The following is a 15,081-nucleotide window of genomic DNA, read 5'->3' as shown; positions in this document are numbered from 1 at the left end:
GTCCCGACCGCGCCGGTCGGGACCCTGCGTCGTCGTCCGCGAGGATCGCGGGACCAAAGGCACAGGCCGGGCGGTTGCAGGCCGTAGCATCCTCGCGACGCCCCATTCCGGGTTGCCGGGGCGGCGGGGCGCGGATGGGGGAGGCGCGGATGAGCACCGAGCAGGAGGCGACGCCCGGATCGACGGACCAGGCCGCGAAGACCGGGAGCCCTCCGCCGCAGCCTGTGAGCCGCGGATGGCTCATCGGCGTCGGCATCGGGGTCGTCGTGCTGTCGTTCGTCGCCGCGTTCCTCGGCGCGTCGCTCGCGGGGTCGGGCGACGCCGACGAGGTGGTCGCGACCGCCTCGCCGACCGACGAGGCCGAGGGCGGTGGAGACGAGGCCGCCGACGAGGTCGCGTACGAGGAGGCGCTCGAGGACATCCTCCCCGCGGGCTCGGCGGTGCGCGCGGGAACGGGCGTGCCGGAATCCGGCAAGGGCTACGAGGGCGACGTCTACATCGACCTCGAGACCTCCGACGTCTACCTGTTCCAGGACGGCGACTGGACCCTGGTGGGCAACATCCGCACGTCGGCCGCCGAGAACCTCACGGGCGCGACGGGGGCGCAGGGCGAGCAGGGCGAGGCGGGTGCGCAGGGCGAGCAGGGTGCGCAGGGCGAGCAGGGCGAGCAGGGCGAGCAGGGCGAGGCCGGTGCGCCGGGCACGCAGGTCACGCTCGGCCTCGGGGTGCCCGAGCCCGAGAAGTGCACGGCCGACGGCGACATCTACATCGACACCGAGACGGTCTCGTTCTATGAGTGCCGCGGCGGCGAGTGGACGCTGTTCGGGCCCACGGGCGACACCTCGACGGGCGCACCCGAGGAGGGCTGAGCGGCCGCGCCGACCCGCCCGACTGGCGGATGCGCCATCCGTCGGTCATACTTACTGACTGAACGGTCGGTTGTGAATGCAGCCGAGATCGGATGACGCGGCCGCCGGTACGCCGGCGGCGACATCCCGCGACATCCCGGACAGCGTGGTCAGGAGCAGGCATGGCGGAGGCGTTCCTCGTCGGTGGAGTACGGACCCCGGTGGGTCGCTACGGGGGCGCGCTCGCGAGCGTGCGGCCCGACGACCTCGCGAGCCTCGTCGTCGGCGAGCTGATCCGCCGCGCCGGCGTCGACGAGGAGGCCATCGAGGCCGGCGCGATCGACGAGGTCATCCTCGGCGCCGCGAACCAGGCCGGCGAGGACAACCGCAACGTCGCCCGCATGTCGGTGCTCCTCGCGGGCCTGCCCGACTCGGTGCCCGGCATCACGGTGAACCGGCTCTGCGCGTCGGGCATGTCGGCGATCATCATGGCCGCGCAGGCGATCCGCGCGGGCGACGCCGACCTCATCATCGCGGGCGGCGTCGAGTCGATGACGCGTGCCCCCTGGGTGCAGGCCAAGCCCGAGAAGCCGTGGGCGAAGCCCGGCGACACGTACGACACCTCGATCGGCTGGCGCTTCCCGAACCCCGAGCTGCTCGCACGCGAGAAGGCCACCTATTCCATGCCCGAGACCGCAGAGGAGGTCGCGCGCCTCGACGGCATCACGCGCGAGGACGCCGACGCGTTCGCCCTGCGCAGCCAGCAGCGCGCGGCAGCCGCGATCGACGCGGGGCGGTTCGAGGCCGAGATCGTCGGCGTGCCGACCGCGAGGGGCGAGGTCCTCGTCGACGAGGGGCCGCGCCGCGACACGTCACTCGACGTGCTCGCGGGTCTGCGGCCGGTGGTGCGCGGCGGCTCGGTCGTGACGGCCGGCAACTCGAGCTCGCTCAACGACGGTGCGAGCGCGATCCTCGTCGCCAGCGCGTCGGCGGTCGAGCGCTACGGACTCACGCCGCGGGCGCGGGTCGTCGTCGGCGCGTCCGCCGGGCTCGCGCCCGAGATCATGGGGCTGGGCCCGGTGCCCGCGACCGAGAAGGCGCTCGAGCGCTCGGGCGTCTCGCTCGCCGACCTCGGATCGATCGAGCTCAACGAGGCGTTCGCGACGCAGTCGCTCGCCAGCATGCGCCGGCTCGGCCTGGACCCCGAGCTCGTCAACGCCGACGGCGGGGCGATCGCCCTCGGGCATCCGCTCGGCTCGTCGGGCGCGCGGCTCGTCGTCACGCTGCTCGGCCGGATGGAGCGCGAGGGCTCGCGCTACGGGCTCGCGACCATGTGCGTCGGCGTCGGGCAGGGCACCGCGCTGATCGTCGAGGGAGTGCGGTGAGCATGCCGGATGTCGCGGTGTCGCCCGACCTGCCACCCTTGCTGCTCGTCGAGCGCCGCGACGATCGCGTCGTGGCGACCCTGAACCGCCCCGACAAGCGGAACGCCATCGACCAGGCCACGATCGACGCCCTGCACGCACTGTGCGCGGAGCTCGAGGCCGAGCCGCGCACGCTCATCCTGACCGGCGCGGGCGGCGTGTTCGCGTCGGGCGCCGACATCGCTCAGCTGCGCGAGCGGCGGGCCGCCGACGCGCTCGCCGGCATCAACGCCAACGCGTTCGTGCGCATCCACGAGCTGCCCATGCCCGTGATCGCGGCGGTCGAGGGGTGGGCCCTCGGCGGCGGGGCCGAGCTCGCGTTCGCCGCCGACATCCGCATCGCCACGCCCGACGCCCGGTTCGGCAACCCCGAGACCGGGCTCGGGATCATCCCGGCCGCCGGCGCGACCTGGCGGCTGAAGGAGATCGTCGGCGAGGCGCGCGCGACCGAGCTGCTGCTCACCGGCCGGATCGTCGACGCCGCCGAGGCGCTGTCGATCGGCCTCGTCACGGGCGTGCACCCGGCCGCCGACCTGCTCGCCGAGGCGCACGCGATCGCCGACCGCATCGCGCGGAACGACCGCGACGCCACCATCGCGACCAAGCGCGTGCTGCGCGCCCCGCGCGCCGACCACCCGCGCGTCGACCTCGAGGCGCAAGCCGTACTGTTCGAGAGCCCCGAGAAGCACCGGCGGATGACCGAGTTCCTGGAGAGGCGGAAGAAGTGACTGGATCCAGCGCACCCGAACGCGTCGGCGTGCTCGGCGGCGGACGCATGGGCGCCGGCATCGCGCACGCGTTCCTCGTCGCCGGCTCCGACGTGACCGTCGTCGAGCGCGACGCCGCCGCCGCCGAGGCCGCCCGCACCCGCGTGCTCGACTCGGTCGCGGCATCCGTCGCCCGCGGCACGACCGCCGAGACCGCCGACGCGATCGGGAGCCGGCTCGGCGTGGCCACCGACGTCGACGGCTTCGCCGGCGCCGGCCTCGTGATCGAGGCCGTGCCCGAGGACCTCGACCTCAAGCTCGACGCGCTCACCCGCGTCGAGGCGGTGCTGGGGGCGGATGCCGCGCTCGCGACGAACACGTCGTCGATCTCGATCGACGCGCTCGCCGACCGGCTCGAGCGCCCGGCCCGGTTCCTCGGCCTCCACTTCTTCAACCCCGTGCCCGCGTCGGCGCTCGTCGAGGTCGTGCGCGGCACGGGCACCGACGGCGCGCTCGTCGAGGAGGCGCGCGGGTGGGTGCAGGCGATCGCGAAGACCCCGATCGTCGTGCACGACGCGCCGGGCTTCGCGTCGAGCCGGCTCGGCGTGGCGCTCGGGCTCGAGGCCATCCGCATGCTCGAGGAGGGCGTGGCCTCCGCCGAGGACATCGACGCCGCGATGACGCTCGGCTACAAGCACCCGGTGGGCCCGCTGAAGCTCACCGACCTCGTCGGACTCGACGTGCGGCTCGGCATCGCCGAGTACCTCGCGGGCGAGCTCGGCGACCGATTCGCCCCGCCCGCCCTGCTCCGCCGCATGGTGGAGGAGGGCAAGCTCGGCCGCAAGACCGGCGAGGGCTTCTACCTGTGGGACGCGCAGTGACGCGGTGGTGCGGCACGCCCGGCGCGCCACTTCGGCGGCGTCTGCGCCACCCGGACTGGCGCAGCGGACGTGCAACCGGCGCAGCGGCGCGGAGCAACCCGACCGCATGAACGAGGAGAGACAGCAGATGACCGACATCCTGCCCAGCTACGTCCGCGACGCGTGGTGGACCCCCGGCGACGACGCCGCGGCCGCCGCTGCCGAGGTGCGCGACGCGTCGACCGGCGAGCTCGTCGCGCGCGTCTCGACCGAGGGGCTCGACCTCGGCGCCGTGCTCGAGCACGCGCGCACGGTCGGCCAGCGCTCGCTCGGCGAGCTCACCTTCCACCAGCGCGCGGTGCTGCTCAAGCAGATGGCGCTCGCGCTCACCGACCGCAAGGCCGAGCTGTACGAGCTGTCGGCGCGCACCGGCGCGACGCAGCGCGACTCATGGGTCGACATCGACGGCGGCATCGGCGTGCTCTTCACGTACTCGTCGAAGGGGCGCCGCGAGCTGCCCAACGCGAAGGTGCTCGTCGACGGCCCGGTCGAGCCGCTCTCGAAGGACGGCTCGTTCATCGGCCGCCACGTCTACACGCGCCTGCCCGGCGTCGCGGTGCAGATCAACGCGTTCAACTTCCCGGTGTGGGGCTCGCTCGAGAAGTTCGCGCCGGCGTTCCTCGCGGGCGTGCCGACGGTCGTGAAGCCCGCGACGCCGACCGGCTACCTCGCCGAGGCGTTCGTGCGGATCCTCGTCGAATCCGGCCTGCTGCCGGCCGGATCGCTGCAGCTCGTGTCGGGCAGCGTGCCCGACCTGTTCGACCACCTGAAGCTCGGCGACCTCGTCGCGTTCACCGGTTCGGCGTCGACCGCCGAGCGGCTGCGCGCGCACGACTCGGTGCAGACGGGCGGCGTGCGGTTCTCGAGCGAGACCGACTCGATCAACGCGTCGGTCCTCGGTACGGATGCCACGCCCGAGACGCCCGAGTTCGACGCCTACGTCAAGCAGCTCGTCGTCGAGATGACCTCGAAGGCGGGGCAGAAGTGCACGGCGATCCGCCGCGCGATCGTGCCCGCGGCCTCCGTCGACGCCCTGGTCGACGCGGTGCGTGCCCGCCTCGCCGAGCGCGTCGTCGTCGGCGACCCGCGCGCCGAGGGCACGACGATGGGCCCGCTCGCCTCGACCGGGCAGCGCGACGAGGTGCTGCGCCAGGTGCGCCGGCTGCAGGAGGCCGGTGGCGAGCTCGTCATCGGCTCCACCGAGCCGCCGTCGGGCGTCGATGCCGAGGGCGCGTTCGTGCAGCCGATGCTGCTGAAGTTCACGGATGCCACTGCGCCGGCGGTGCACGAGGTCGAGGCGTTCGGCCCCGTGGCCTCCGTCATCGCCTACGACTCGCTCGACCAGGCCGTCGACCTCGTCGCGCGCGGCGGCGGCTCGCTCGTCACGAGCGTCGCGACCCACGACCCCGAGGTCGCGGTCGCGCTCGCCACCGGCATCGCCTCGATGAACGGCCGGCTGCTGTTCCTCGACCGCGACGACGCGCGCAGCTCGACCGGCCACGGTTCGCCCGTGCCGCACCTCGTGCATGGCGGCCCGGGCCGGGCGGGCGGGGCCGAGGAGCTCGGCGGCATCCGCGCGGTCAAGCACTTCATGCAGCGCACCGCCGTGCAGGGGTCGCCGGCGATGCTCACCGCGCTGACGGGCGTGTGGCACTCCGGCGCCGAGGCGCGCCCCTACCAGGAGGCCGGCGAGCCGCACCCGTTCCGCAAGTCGCTCGCCGACCTGCGCATCGGCGACCAGGTCGCGTCGGCGCCGCGCACCGTCACGCTCGAGGACATCGAGACGTTCGCGAACTTCACCGGCGACACGTTCTACGCCCACATGGACGAGGAGGCGGCCGCGGCGAACCCCTTCTTCCCCGGCCGCGTCGCGCACGGGTACCTGCTCGTGTCGTGGGCCGCGGGCCTGTTCGTGGACGCCGCGCCCGGCCCGGTGCTCGCGAACTACGGCCTCGAGAACCTGCGCTTCATCACGCCCGTGTCGCCCGGCGACTCGATCCGGGTCGAGCTCACGGCGAAGGAGATCTCGCCGCGCGAGACCGACGAGTACGGCGAGGTGCGCTGGGACGCGGTGCTGAAGAACCAGGACGACGCGATCGTCGCGACGTACGACGTGCTCACGCTGGTCGCGAAGGAACCGGTGCCCCAGCCGGCATAGTTCCGCGGCCGGCGCGACCGGACCGCTCGATCACGCGGCACCCGCACGCACCCGGTGGGGACGTCGGGAGGACCGTCAGTCCCGGGCGGCTCCGCCGAGCTCGGCGGAGCCGGCCGACGACTGGATGTCGGCGGCGAAGCGCCCGGCGAGGTACGCGTACCCGGCGTGACTGAGGTGGAGTCCGTCGCCCGCGTCGAACCCGGCGCTGTTCGCCGCCGTGATCCAGGGCACGGGTGCGGAGGGGTCCACGAGGATCGCGCCGGCCTCCACCGCCGCCGCGCCGACGACCGCCGCATGGCGACTGCGCTCGGTCCCGTTGGCGAGGGGCTCGGTCGGTCCGAACACGATGACCGCGGCATCGGGCCAGGCGGCCTGCGCCGCCCGAATCGCCGAGGTCACGGCGGCGCGCTCCTGGAGCGGCGTGGCCTGGTCGTCGTTGAGCCCACCCTGGAGGACGATCACGTCGTACGCCTCGCCCGCGGCGGCGTGGAGACCGAGGCGCTGCAGGTAGGCGACGCCGGTCCGACCGTCGGTCGCGACGTCCTTCCAGAACCCGGTTCCCCCGATCGCGTCGATCGTCGCGGTCCACCCGAGCGAGTCGGCGGCGAGGCTGGCCCATCCGCGATCCACGGCGATGGTGGTGAGTTGGTCGCCGTCCCCCATCCCCCCGATCCCCTCGGCGAACGAGTCGCCGATGATGAGGGCGCGCGGCTGCTCGGGCAGGCGTCGAAGCGCCGCTTCGGCGACGGAAGCCGATACGGCCTCGTTCGGCGACGGCGACGGCGACGGCGACGGGGTAGGGCGTGGCCGGGCCGTGGCCGTCGGTGACGGTTCGCCGGACGCCGGCGGGGCCGTCGCGTCGAGGCCGAGGCCGAGCGCGAATCCGATCCCGATGCCGAGGACGGCCCCGATCGAGCCGATCGCGGCCCGCCCGGCGATCCGCCTGCCACGTGAGCGCGGACGAGCGGAACCGTTGGGCATGGGTCGATGTTAGGACACCCGGCGTCGCGGAGCTCACCACGTCGACTTCGCGGCACCCGGCATTCGGGTTACGCTGATCCCTCGACCGACCGAGCCCCCGCCGCCCCCCGACCCGATCGGCCCCTGATGTCCCCCGCCCCCCTCGCCCGACTGCGCTCACTCGACGGATTGCGCGGCATCGCCGCCGTCGTCGTGCTCGTGCACCACAGCCTGCTGACCCTCCCCGCGCTCGCCGCGCCGTATCGCGACGGCCAGGCGGTCCCGGCTCCGGCGGGCTGGCTGGTGCACACGCCGCTGCATCTCGCGTGGGCGGGCACCGAGGCGGTCTACCTGTTCTTCGTGCTCTCGGGCATGGTCCTGGCCATGTCGACGAACAGCCGGACGTTCAACTGGAACTCGTACTATCCGTCCCGGCTCGTTCGCCTGTACGTGCCGGTCCTGGGCGCCGTGCTCCTCGCGGCGGTCGTCATCGCGGTGTTCCCTCGCGGGGGCGAGGCGGAGAGCTGGTGGCTCGCCGACCGACCCGACGAGTACTCGGTGAAGTCCATGCTCACCGACCTGACGTTGGTGGGCGGGGCGTCCGACGTCATCAGCCCGCTGTGGTCCCTCCAGTGGGAGGTGCTGTTCTCGCTGCTGCTCCCGGTGTACATCTACGTCGGCCGACGACTCCGTCCCGGAGTGCAACTGGTGGTCTACACCGCGCTCGCCGCGCTGGGCGTGTGGGGCGACGTGCGCGCGCTCACGTACCTCCCGATGTTCGGGATCGGCGTCGCGCTGGCCGGCGCATGGGATGCGTTGTCGCAATGGTCCGATCGCGCCGAGGTGCGACGTTCCGCCCGATGGTGGAGCACTCCCGCCATGCTCTGCGGGCTCGCGCTGATGGTCTCCTACTGGATGCTGCTCCCGGCGCTCGGAGAGTGGGCGCGGGTCGCCACCATCGTGCCGACGCTCGTCGGCGTCGTCCTGGTCATCGTGGCGTCGGCGTTCGGCCGGCCCATCGCGGGCCTCCTCGGCTCGGCGCCGTTCCGCTTCCTCGGCAGCATCTCGTTCAGCCTCTACCTCGTCCACGAGCCGATCGTGATCGCCGTCGCGGCCCTGCTTCCCCGGCCGGCGTTCACGCTCCTGATCGCGGCTCCGATCTCCATCGCGCTCGCGATCGGGTTCTACTACGCCGTCGAGCGCCCGTCCCACCGGTTCGCCCGGCGCGTCCGCGCGGACGCGCAGCATCGGCTCGTCCTCGTCGCCTGAGGCCCGGCGCTACTCGACCTCCGAGACGGCGAGGTACTCGCGCCATCCGCCGTGCCGGCTGATGTCGGCGGCCCCGTCGACGGCGATCGGCTCGACGAGGAATCCGCTGACGAGCGTGCCGTCGGCGAGTTCGACCTTGCCGATCGCCATGGGCTGCGGCAGGGCCGCGACGAAGTCGCCGAACGCCGCGGCGTCGAGCCGCCAGACCTCGACCCGCAGCGCGACGCCGCCGTCGGCGACGCGCACGACCCCTGGCTTCGGCGGATCGGTCGCGAGGGCGAACAACCGGTACGCCGGCGCGGTCGTGGTCGACCGCTCGAGCACCGCGCCGCGGTCGGTAAGCTGGTGGTTCAGCGGCTGGCCAGTGAGGTGCGCGCCAGCGACGGCGAGCAGGATGCCGCCGCTCATCGCGCCGACCTCGCGATCTCGCCGAGCATCCGATCGCTGAACGCCGGCCCGACGAGCTGCACGCCGAACGGCAGGCCGTCGACCTCGCCCGCCGGCACCGCGAGCGCTGCGAGGTCGAGGAGGTTCGCGAAGTTCGTGAACCGGCCGAGCCGGGAGTTCACGCCGACGGGATCGGCGGCCACGGCGGCGAGCGTCGGATGCTCGACCGTCGTCGGCAGGAGGAGCGCATCGATGCCGGCGAACACGGCGCCGGTCGTCCGGCGCACCTCGTCGAGGCGGGAGAAGTCCTGGTACAACCGCCACGCCGGGATGTCGCGCGAGCGCGCGATGATGCCGCCGACCGTCGGGTCGACTTCGTCGGGGTGCGCGTCGACGAACTCGCCGACCGCCGCGTAGCGCTCGGCGACGAAGGCGCCGTCGTAGAGCATGCGCGCGACCTCGAGGAACGGCCGGATGTCGACCTCGACGAGTGCTGCACCGGATGTCGCGTACCGCGCGCATTCCGCCGCGAACGCCTCGGCCCACCCGGGCGCCAGCTCGCCGAGCTGCCCCGGCTGCGGGATGCCGATCCGCGCCGGCTCGTCGAGGCCCGGCGGGTCGGCGGGCACGTCGCGCGAGAGCGGGTCGCGCTCGTCCGCGCCGGACATGATCGATGCGGCGAGCTCGGCCAGCTCGAGGTCGGCCGACATCACGGTCACGACGTCAAGGCTGCGGCAGGCGGGTACCACCCCGGCCGCGGGCACGCTGCCCTTGGTCGGCTTCACGCCGTACAGGCCGTGGAGGGCCGCCGGCACCCGGCCGGAGCCGGCGGTGTCGGTGCCGAGCGCGAGGTCGGCGACGCCGAGGGCGACGGCCACGGCCGACCCGCTGCTGGAGCCGCCCGAGATGCGCGAGTCATCCGTCGCATGCCGCACCGCGCCGTAGGGGCTGCGGCTGCCGACGAGGCCGGTGGCGAACTGGTCGAGGTTCGTCACGCCGAGCACGACCGCGCCGGCGTCGCGCAGCCGCTGCACGGCGGTCGCATCGCGTTCGGGCCGGTACGCGAACGCCGGACATCCTGCCGTGGTGTCGAGCCCGGCCACGTCGATGTTGCCCTTCACCGCGACGAGCGCGCCCGCGAGCGGCAGGTCGGCGCCCCCGGCCGCGCGGGCGAGCACGGCGACGAGCTCGTCGGCCAGCTCGATCTCCGGGCGCAGCCGGATCCACGCCTCGGGCCGCGACTCGGCGAGGGCCAGCCTCGCGGCCACGTGGGCGCGGGGGTCGGATGGCACGTCGATGCGGGTCACGCCGCCTCCTCCGCTTCGTAGTCCGCCGGCGCGACGGACGGCTCGATCACGGCGAGCACCGTTCCCGGACCGACCTGGGCGCCGAGCCCGGTCGTGATCGCGACGACCCGCCCGGCGACCGGCGCGGTCACGCTCGCCTCCATCTTCATCGCCTCGACCGCGACGATCGCCTGTCCCTCGGCGACGACGTCGCCCTCGGACACGTCGATGCGGAACACGTTCGCGACGAACTGCGCCTCGACGCCGGCGAAGCCGTCGGGGATCGCGACCTCCGGCTCCGGTGCGGCGGCGGGCTCGGGATCCGTCCGGTCGAACTCGCCGGCGAGCTCCCACGCGGTCCGCTCGGCGGCGAACGCGGCCGACTGCCGGGCACGGAAGTCGGCGATCGACTCGGCGTGCTCCGCGAGGAAGGCGTCGTACTCCGCCATCCCGAACTCGCCCTCCTCGATCCGCAGCGCGAGCCTCCCGGCGGCCATGTCGGCGCGCATCTCGAGGAGCTCGTCGGGCTCGACGGGGTACCAGCGGATGCGGTCGAAGAACCGGAGCAGCCACGGCACGCCCGGCTCGAACGGCCCCTCCTGCCGGTGCGTCGACCAGACCTGCACGGTGCGCCCGACGAACTGGTAGCCGCCCGGGCCCTCCATGCCGTAGATGCAGAGGTAGGCGCCGCCGATGCCGACGGCGTTCTGCGGCGTCCAGGTGCGCGCCGGGTTGTACTTCGTGGTCACCAGGCGGTGCCGCGGGTCGAGCGGCGTCGCGACGGGCGCGCCGAGGTAGACGTCGCCGAGCCCCAGGACGAGGTACTCGGCGTCGAACACCGTGCGGTAGACGTCCTCGACGGTGTCGAGCCCGTTGATGCGGCGGATGAACTCGATGTTCCACGGGCACCAGGGCGCGTCGTCGCGCACGCCGTTCATGTAGCGCCGGATGGCCTCGCGCGTGGCGGGGTCGTCCCACGAGAGCGGCAGCCAGACGGTGCGGCTGGGCACGCGGATGTCACCCGTGGCGGGCAGGGCAGCCTCGGCGGCGAGCGCGGCCGCCGCGACCTCCGCGACGCTCGTGCGCTCGGGGTCGAGGTGCACCTGCAACGAGCGGATGCCGGGGGTGAGCTCGATCACGCCGGGCAGCGCGCCCGCGTCGGCCTGCGCCTGCAGCGATTCCATGAGGGCATGCACGCGCATCCGCGAGGCGAGCTCGAGCGCCTGCTGGCCGAACTCGACGAGCACGTTCGCGTCGCCGCTGCGGCGGACGGTCACCGACGGGGAGCCCGGGCGCTCGGGCACCGAGTCGAGGATGCCGCCGTCGACGACCGCCTCGCGACCGGCGACGACCAGCGCGAGCGGCGCGTCGCGCACCGCGTCGGCCTGCTCGGCGGTGACCGGCACGAACCGGACCGTGTCGCCCGGCCGCAGCTGGCCGAGCTTCCACAGGTGGCCGCTGGCCACGGTCGCGGGGCACGTGAACCCGCCGAGGCTCGGCCCGTCGGGCCCGAGCAGGATCGGCAGGTCGCCGGTGTAGTCGACGGCGCCGACCGCGTACGGGGTGTCGTGGATGTTCGACGGGTGCAGTCCCGCCTCCCCGCCGTCGGTACGCGCCCACTCCGGCTTCGGCCCGACGAGGCGGACGCCCGTGCGCGCCGAGTTGAAGTGCACCTCCCAGTCGGCGGCGTAGAACGTCGCCATGTCGGCGGCCGTGAAGAACTCGGGCGCGGCGTGCGGACCCTCGAGCACGGCCAGCTCCCACGAGCCAGTGAAGGCGGGGCGCTCGCCGACGGGGACCGCGCGGGCGGTCTGTGGCGACGCGGGGGCGACGATACCGACGACGTCGCCGGCCCGCACTGCGCGACCGGCCGCGCCGCCGATGCCGCCGAGGTCGAACGTCGAGGACGAGCCCATCACGTCGGGGACGTCGAGGCCGCCCTCCATGAGGAGGTAGGTGCGCATGCCCCGTTCCGCGGTGCCGATCTCGAGCACCGATCCGGCCGGCACCGTCACCGGCTCCCACTGCGGCACCGGCGAGCCGTCGACGGTCACGGGCGTCGGGGCGCCCGTGACCATGACGCGCGTCTCGCGGTGCAGGCGCACGGTCGGGCCGGACATCGTGCATTCCAGGCCCGGTGCGCCCTCGCGGTTGCCGAGCGCGACGTTGCCGAGGCGGAACGAGCGCGCGTCCATCGGGCCCGACGGCGGGATGCCGACGGGCCAGTAGCCGACGCGGCCCGGCCAGTCCTGGACCGTGGTGAGCATCCCGGGCTTGAGCACCTCGAGTCGCGGGGCCAGGTCGCGCACGTGCTCGAGGGTCTGCGTCGAGTGGCGCGCCGCGAGCACCCGCTCGTCAGCCGCGATGGCGCGGAGCACGCCCAGGTTCGTGGCGATCCCGTCGACCCGGGTGCGCTCGAGCGCGTCGCGCAGCGCCGCCCACGCGGCATCCCGGTCGGGGCCGTGCACGATCACCTTGGCGAGCATCGGGTCGTAGGAGGCGGAGACCTCGGTGCCCGGCCGGAGCCAGGTGTCGACGCGCACGCCCTCGGGCAGCTCGAGGCCGGTCACCGTGCCCGAGCTCGGCAGGTTGCCGAGGTCGGGGTTCTCGGCGTAGATCCGCGCCTCGACGGCGGCGCCCGAGGGGGAGAGCGGCGTGCGCACCACGTCGGTGTCGCCCTGCGCGAGCCGCAGCATCCACTCGACCAGGTCGATGCCGTACCTCGCCTCGGTGACCGGGTGCTCGACCTGCAGCCGCGTGTTGACCTCGAGGAACGCAGCCTCCCGGCGCACCGGGTCGTAGATGTACTCGACCGTGCCGGCCGACCGGTACGACACGGAGGCCGCGAGCCGCCGCGCCGCGTCGGTGATCTCGTCGCGCACCGCGTCGGGCAGGTCGGGGCTCGGGGACTCCTCGGCGACCTTCTGGTTGCGGCGCTGCAGGGAGCAGTCGCGGTCGCCGATCGCGACGACCTCGCCGAGCCCGTCGCCGAAGACCTGCACCTCGACGTGGCGTGCGCCCTCGACCAGTCGCTCGAGGAAGACGTCCGACGAGGCGAAGCTCGCACCGGCGAGACGCCGGACGTCGTCCCACGCGTCGGCCAGCTCGGCCGCGTCACGGCAGGCCCGCATGCCGATGCCGCCGCCGCCCGCCGTGGCCTTGAGCATGACCGGGTAGCCGATGCGGTCGGCCGCCTCGAGCGCGGCCTGTCGCGTCTCGAGCAGGCCCGTGCCGGCGAGCATGGGCACGCCCGCGGCCTCGGCCGCCTCGCGCGCGGTGTGCTTCGCGCCGAACACCTCGAGCTGCTCGGGCGTCGGCCCGACGAAGACGATGCCGGCCGCGTCGCAGGCGCGCGCGAATTCGGCGTTCTCCGAGAGGAAGCCGTATCCGGGGTGGATCGCGCCTGCGCCCGTCGCGATCGCCGCCTCGATGACGCGGTCGATGCGGAGGTAGCTCTCGGCGGCCGGCGCCGGACCGAGGAGGACGGCCTCGTCGGCCAGCGCGGTGTGCAGCGCGCCGCGATCGGCCTCGGAGAACACCGCGACCGTGCGCAGGCCCATCCGCTTCGCGGTGCGGATGATGCGCACCGCGATCTCGCCGCGGTTGGCGACGAGCAGGGTGTCGAAGCGGCTCACGAGGCGGCCGTTCCGCTGGAGACGATCATCTCGGCCCGGCTCGGGTCGAAGCCGTTGCAGGGGTTGTTGACCTGCGGGCAGTTCGACACGACGACGAGCACGTCGCGCTCGGCGCGCAGGCTCACGCAGAGACCCGGCGAGGAGATGCCGTCGACGATGCCGAGCGCGCCATCCGGATCGACGGGCACGTTCATGAACCAGTTGACGTTCGAGACCTGATCGCGCTTGCCCATGCCGTGGCGACCGAGTTCGGCCAGGAAGTTGTCGGCGCACGCGTGCTGGGACCACGTGTGGTGGCCGTAGCGCAGCGTGTTGCTCTCCTTGGAGCAGGCGCCGCCGAGGGTGTCGTGCCGCTCGACGTCGGTGGCGACGATCGTGAGGAGCGGCTCGTACTCGTTGGTTCGCAGCACCGATCCGGTGACGAGGAACACCGAGTCCTGGCCCTGCAGGGTCGCCTGGGCGCTGTAGGCCCTGGCCGTGTCGTGCGCGTCGTAGGCGAGGAAGTCGACGGCCTGGTTGCCGTCGACGTCGACGATCGTGAGCACCTGGCCTGCGCGCAGCACGGTCGACCACGGGCCGCGCGGCGCGACGAGCTCGCGGCTGAGCTCGGTGCCGAAGTCGTTGCCGGTCATGCGATCCCCCTCGCGTCGAGGTAGTCGTGGGTGTTGAGGAAGGCCCGGCGGCCCTCGGGCGACGCGTCCCAGAGCGAGTCGGCGGGCGTAGTGGGGCGGTCGACCCAGGCCTGCACGTCGAGCGGTCCGGTCGTGTAGTCGAGCCGGGGGTCGATCGGATGGGCCGCGTTCGCGATGAGCACGATCGCGGGCAGCTCGATGCGGAGCGTGATCGACGCGCCGGGCCCCGCCGAGCCGAGGAACTCGGGACGCCCGTCCTCGTCGATGCGGACGCCCTGGAAGAACGAGACGCAGGGCGGGATGTCGCGGCGCTCGAGCCCGTGCTTCGCCGCGGCGAGCGCGAACAGCTCGCGGCCGGCCGGGCTCGGGCCGTGCGCGGAGCCGTCGCCGTAGCGCTCGAGATTCCGGGCTGCGGAGCTCGTGCCGTAGATCGCGTCGTGACGGCCTGAGGAGTCGTCGACGACGGAGGCCAGGACGCGCCCCTGGTCGGAGAGCAGCAGCTGCCCGGCGCCGCTGTACACCTGCCACTGCACCTTGACGGTGTCGGCGACGTTGAGGCGCTCGAACGGCTCGTCGGCGTTGTAGAGGAGGACGGCCGCGCAGGCCTCGCCCGTGACATCCGTGAGTCGCAGCACCGTGCCGCGCGCGAGGCGCTTGTGGGTGTAGCCTCCGCCGGCGACCCGCTCGGCCCAGCGGAGGCGGTCCGGGGAAATGCCGGCCGGAGGGTGCGCCGCGGTCGCGGGCAGCACCGGCTGCGCGTCGACGACGGTGCCCTCCTGGGCCCGCGCGTGGTCCCGCGCGCCGGCGGTCGTGGACGTCGACGACGTCTCGATCGTGGTCATCCGCCTGCCTTTC

12 protein-coding genes are annotated in these 15,081 nt (G+C 73.8%); 6 read left to right on the top strand and 6 right to left on the bottom strand.

The window, feature by feature from the left end:
* The first annotated feature begins 149 nt into the window (after nt 1–149).
* The 5 genes from AC3RKB_RS03235 (at nt 150) to paaZ (ending at nt 6,057) form a co-directional block, all read left to right on the top strand.
* Nucleotides 150–869, top strand: a complete 720-nt coding sequence (locus tag AC3RKB_RS03235) for a hypothetical protein (RefSeq protein ID WP_491434537.1) — start codon at nt 150–152, stop codon at nt 867–869.
* A 161-nt stretch (nt 870–1,030) separates the two neighbouring features.
* Complete coding sequence (locus AC3RKB_RS03230; RefSeq protein ID WP_491434536.1) at nt 1,031–2,233, top strand: acetyl-CoA C-acyltransferase; 1,203 nt, start codon at nt 1,031–1,033, stop codon at nt 2,231–2,233.
* Between the two features lie 2 nt (nt 2,234–2,235).
* Complete coding sequence (locus AC3RKB_RS03225) at nt 2,236–3,000, top strand: enoyl-CoA hydratase/isomerase family protein (protein WP_491436742.1); 765 nt, start codon at nt 2,236–2,238, stop codon at nt 2,998–3,000.
* Nucleotides 3,001–3,047: 47 nt separating this feature from the next.
* Complete coding sequence (locus tag AC3RKB_RS03220; RefSeq protein ID WP_491436741.1) at nt 3,048–3,860, top strand: 3-hydroxyacyl-CoA dehydrogenase family protein; 813 nt, start codon at nt 3,048–3,050, stop codon at nt 3,858–3,860.
* A gap of 127 nt (nt 3,861–3,987) precedes the next feature.
* Complete coding sequence (paaZ, locus tag AC3RKB_RS03215) at nt 3,988–6,057, top strand: phenylacetic acid degradation bifunctional protein PaaZ (protein WP_491436739.1); 2,070 nt, start codon at nt 3,988–3,990, stop codon at nt 6,055–6,057.
* Between the two features lie 75 nt (nt 6,058–6,132).
* On the opposite strand, the gene AC3RKB_RS03210 is transcribed toward paaZ, so the two are convergent.
* Complete coding sequence (locus AC3RKB_RS03210; RefSeq protein WP_491434535.1) at nt 6,133–7,038, bottom strand: SGNH/GDSL hydrolase family protein; 906 nt, start codon at nt 7,036–7,038, stop codon at nt 6,133–6,135.
* Between the two features lie 126 nt (nt 7,039–7,164).
* On the opposite strand from AC3RKB_RS03210, the gene AC3RKB_RS03205 reads away from it, so the two are divergent.
* Nucleotides 7,165–8,286 (top strand): acyltransferase family protein, encoded by a 1,122-nt coding sequence (locus AC3RKB_RS03205; RefSeq protein WP_491434534.1) that lies wholly within the window; start codon nt 7,165–7,167, stop codon nt 8,284–8,286.
* 9 nt (nt 8,287–8,295) lie between these two features.
* Here AC3RKB_RS03205 and AC3RKB_RS03200 read toward each other — a convergent pair whose 3' ends face one another.
* The 5 genes from AC3RKB_RS03200 to AC3RKB_RS03180 are packed head-to-tail and all read right to left on the bottom strand — an operon-like array spanning nt 8,296 to nt 15,068.
* Nucleotides 8,296–8,694, bottom strand: a complete 399-nt coding sequence (locus AC3RKB_RS03200; protein ID WP_491434533.1) for an allophanate hydrolase-related protein — start codon at nt 8,692–8,694, stop codon at nt 8,296–8,298.
* The gene (atzF, locus tag AC3RKB_RS03195; RefSeq protein ID WP_491434532.1) at nt 8,691–9,980 is read right to left on the bottom strand and encodes an allophanate hydrolase; all 1,290 of its coding nucleotides are present in this window, start codon (nt 9,978–9,980) and stop codon (nt 8,691–8,693) included. The genes AC3RKB_RS03200 and atzF overlap by 4 nt, the downstream gene beginning before the upstream one ends.
* Nucleotides 9,977–13,594 (bottom strand): urea carboxylase, encoded by a 3,618-nt coding sequence (gene uca / locus AC3RKB_RS03190; protein ID WP_491434531.1) that lies wholly within the window; start codon nt 13,592–13,594, stop codon nt 9,977–9,979. The genes atzF and uca overlap by 4 nt, the downstream gene beginning before the upstream one ends.
* Nucleotides 13,591–14,226: an urea amidolyase associated protein UAAP2 gene (locus AC3RKB_RS03185; protein WP_491434530.1), complete on the bottom strand. Its 636-nt coding sequence runs from the start codon at nt 14,224–14,226 to the stop codon at nt 13,591–13,593. Before AC3RKB_RS03185 ends, uca begins: the two co-directional genes overlap by 4 nt.
* Entirely contained in the window at nt 14,223–15,068 is an 846-nt protein-coding gene (locus tag AC3RKB_RS03180) for an urea amidolyase associated protein UAAP1 (RefSeq protein WP_491434529.1), read from the bottom strand. Before AC3RKB_RS03180 ends, AC3RKB_RS03185 begins: the two co-directional genes overlap by 4 nt.
* Nucleotides 15,069–15,081 lie beyond the last annotated feature (13 nt).

Source organism: Agromyces capsici (assembly GCF_058349965.1).
The sequence above is the reverse complement of the archived record's forward strand: the minus strand, read 5'-3'. Positions and strand labels throughout refer to the sequence as shown.

Bases quoted from the DNA above. Each gene is read 5' to 3' on its own strand.
- AC3RKB_RS03235 (WP_491434537.1), top strand. From the start codon at position 150: ATGAGCACCGAGCAGGAGGCGACGCCCGGATCGACGGACCAGGCCGCG.
- AC3RKB_RS03230 (WP_491434536.1), top strand. From the start codon at position 1,031: ATGGCGGAGGCGTTCCTCGTCGGTGGAGTACGGACCCCGGTGGGTCGC.
- AC3RKB_RS03225 (WP_491436742.1), top strand. From the start codon at position 2,236: ATGCCGGATGTCGCGGTGTCGCCCGACCTGCCACCCTTGCTGCTCGTC.
- AC3RKB_RS03220 (WP_491436741.1), top strand. From the start codon at position 3,048: ATGGGCGCCGGCATCGCGCACGCGTTCCTCGTCGCCGGCTCCGACGTG.
- paaZ (WP_491436739.1), top strand. From the start codon at position 3,988: ATGACCGACATCCTGCCCAGCTACGTCCGCGACGCGTGGTGGACCCCC.
- AC3RKB_RS03210 (WP_491434535.1), bottom strand. From the start codon at position 7,038: ATGCCCAACGGTTCCGCTCGTCCGCGCTCACGTGGCAGGCGGATCGCC.
- AC3RKB_RS03205 (WP_491434534.1), top strand. From the start codon at position 7,165: ATGTCCCCCGCCCCCCTCGCCCGACTGCGCTCACTCGACGGATTGCGC.
- AC3RKB_RS03200 (WP_491434533.1), bottom strand. From the start codon at position 8,694: ATGAGCGGCGGCATCCTGCTCGCCGTCGCTGGCGCGCACCTCACTGGC.
- AC3RKB_RS03185 (WP_491434530.1), bottom strand. From the start codon at position 14,226: ATGACCGGCAACGACTTCGGCACCGAGCTCAGCCGCGAGCTCGTCGCG.
- AC3RKB_RS03180 (WP_491434529.1), bottom strand. From the start codon at position 15,068: ATGACCACGATCGAGACGTCGTCGACGTCCACGACCGCCGGCGCGCGG.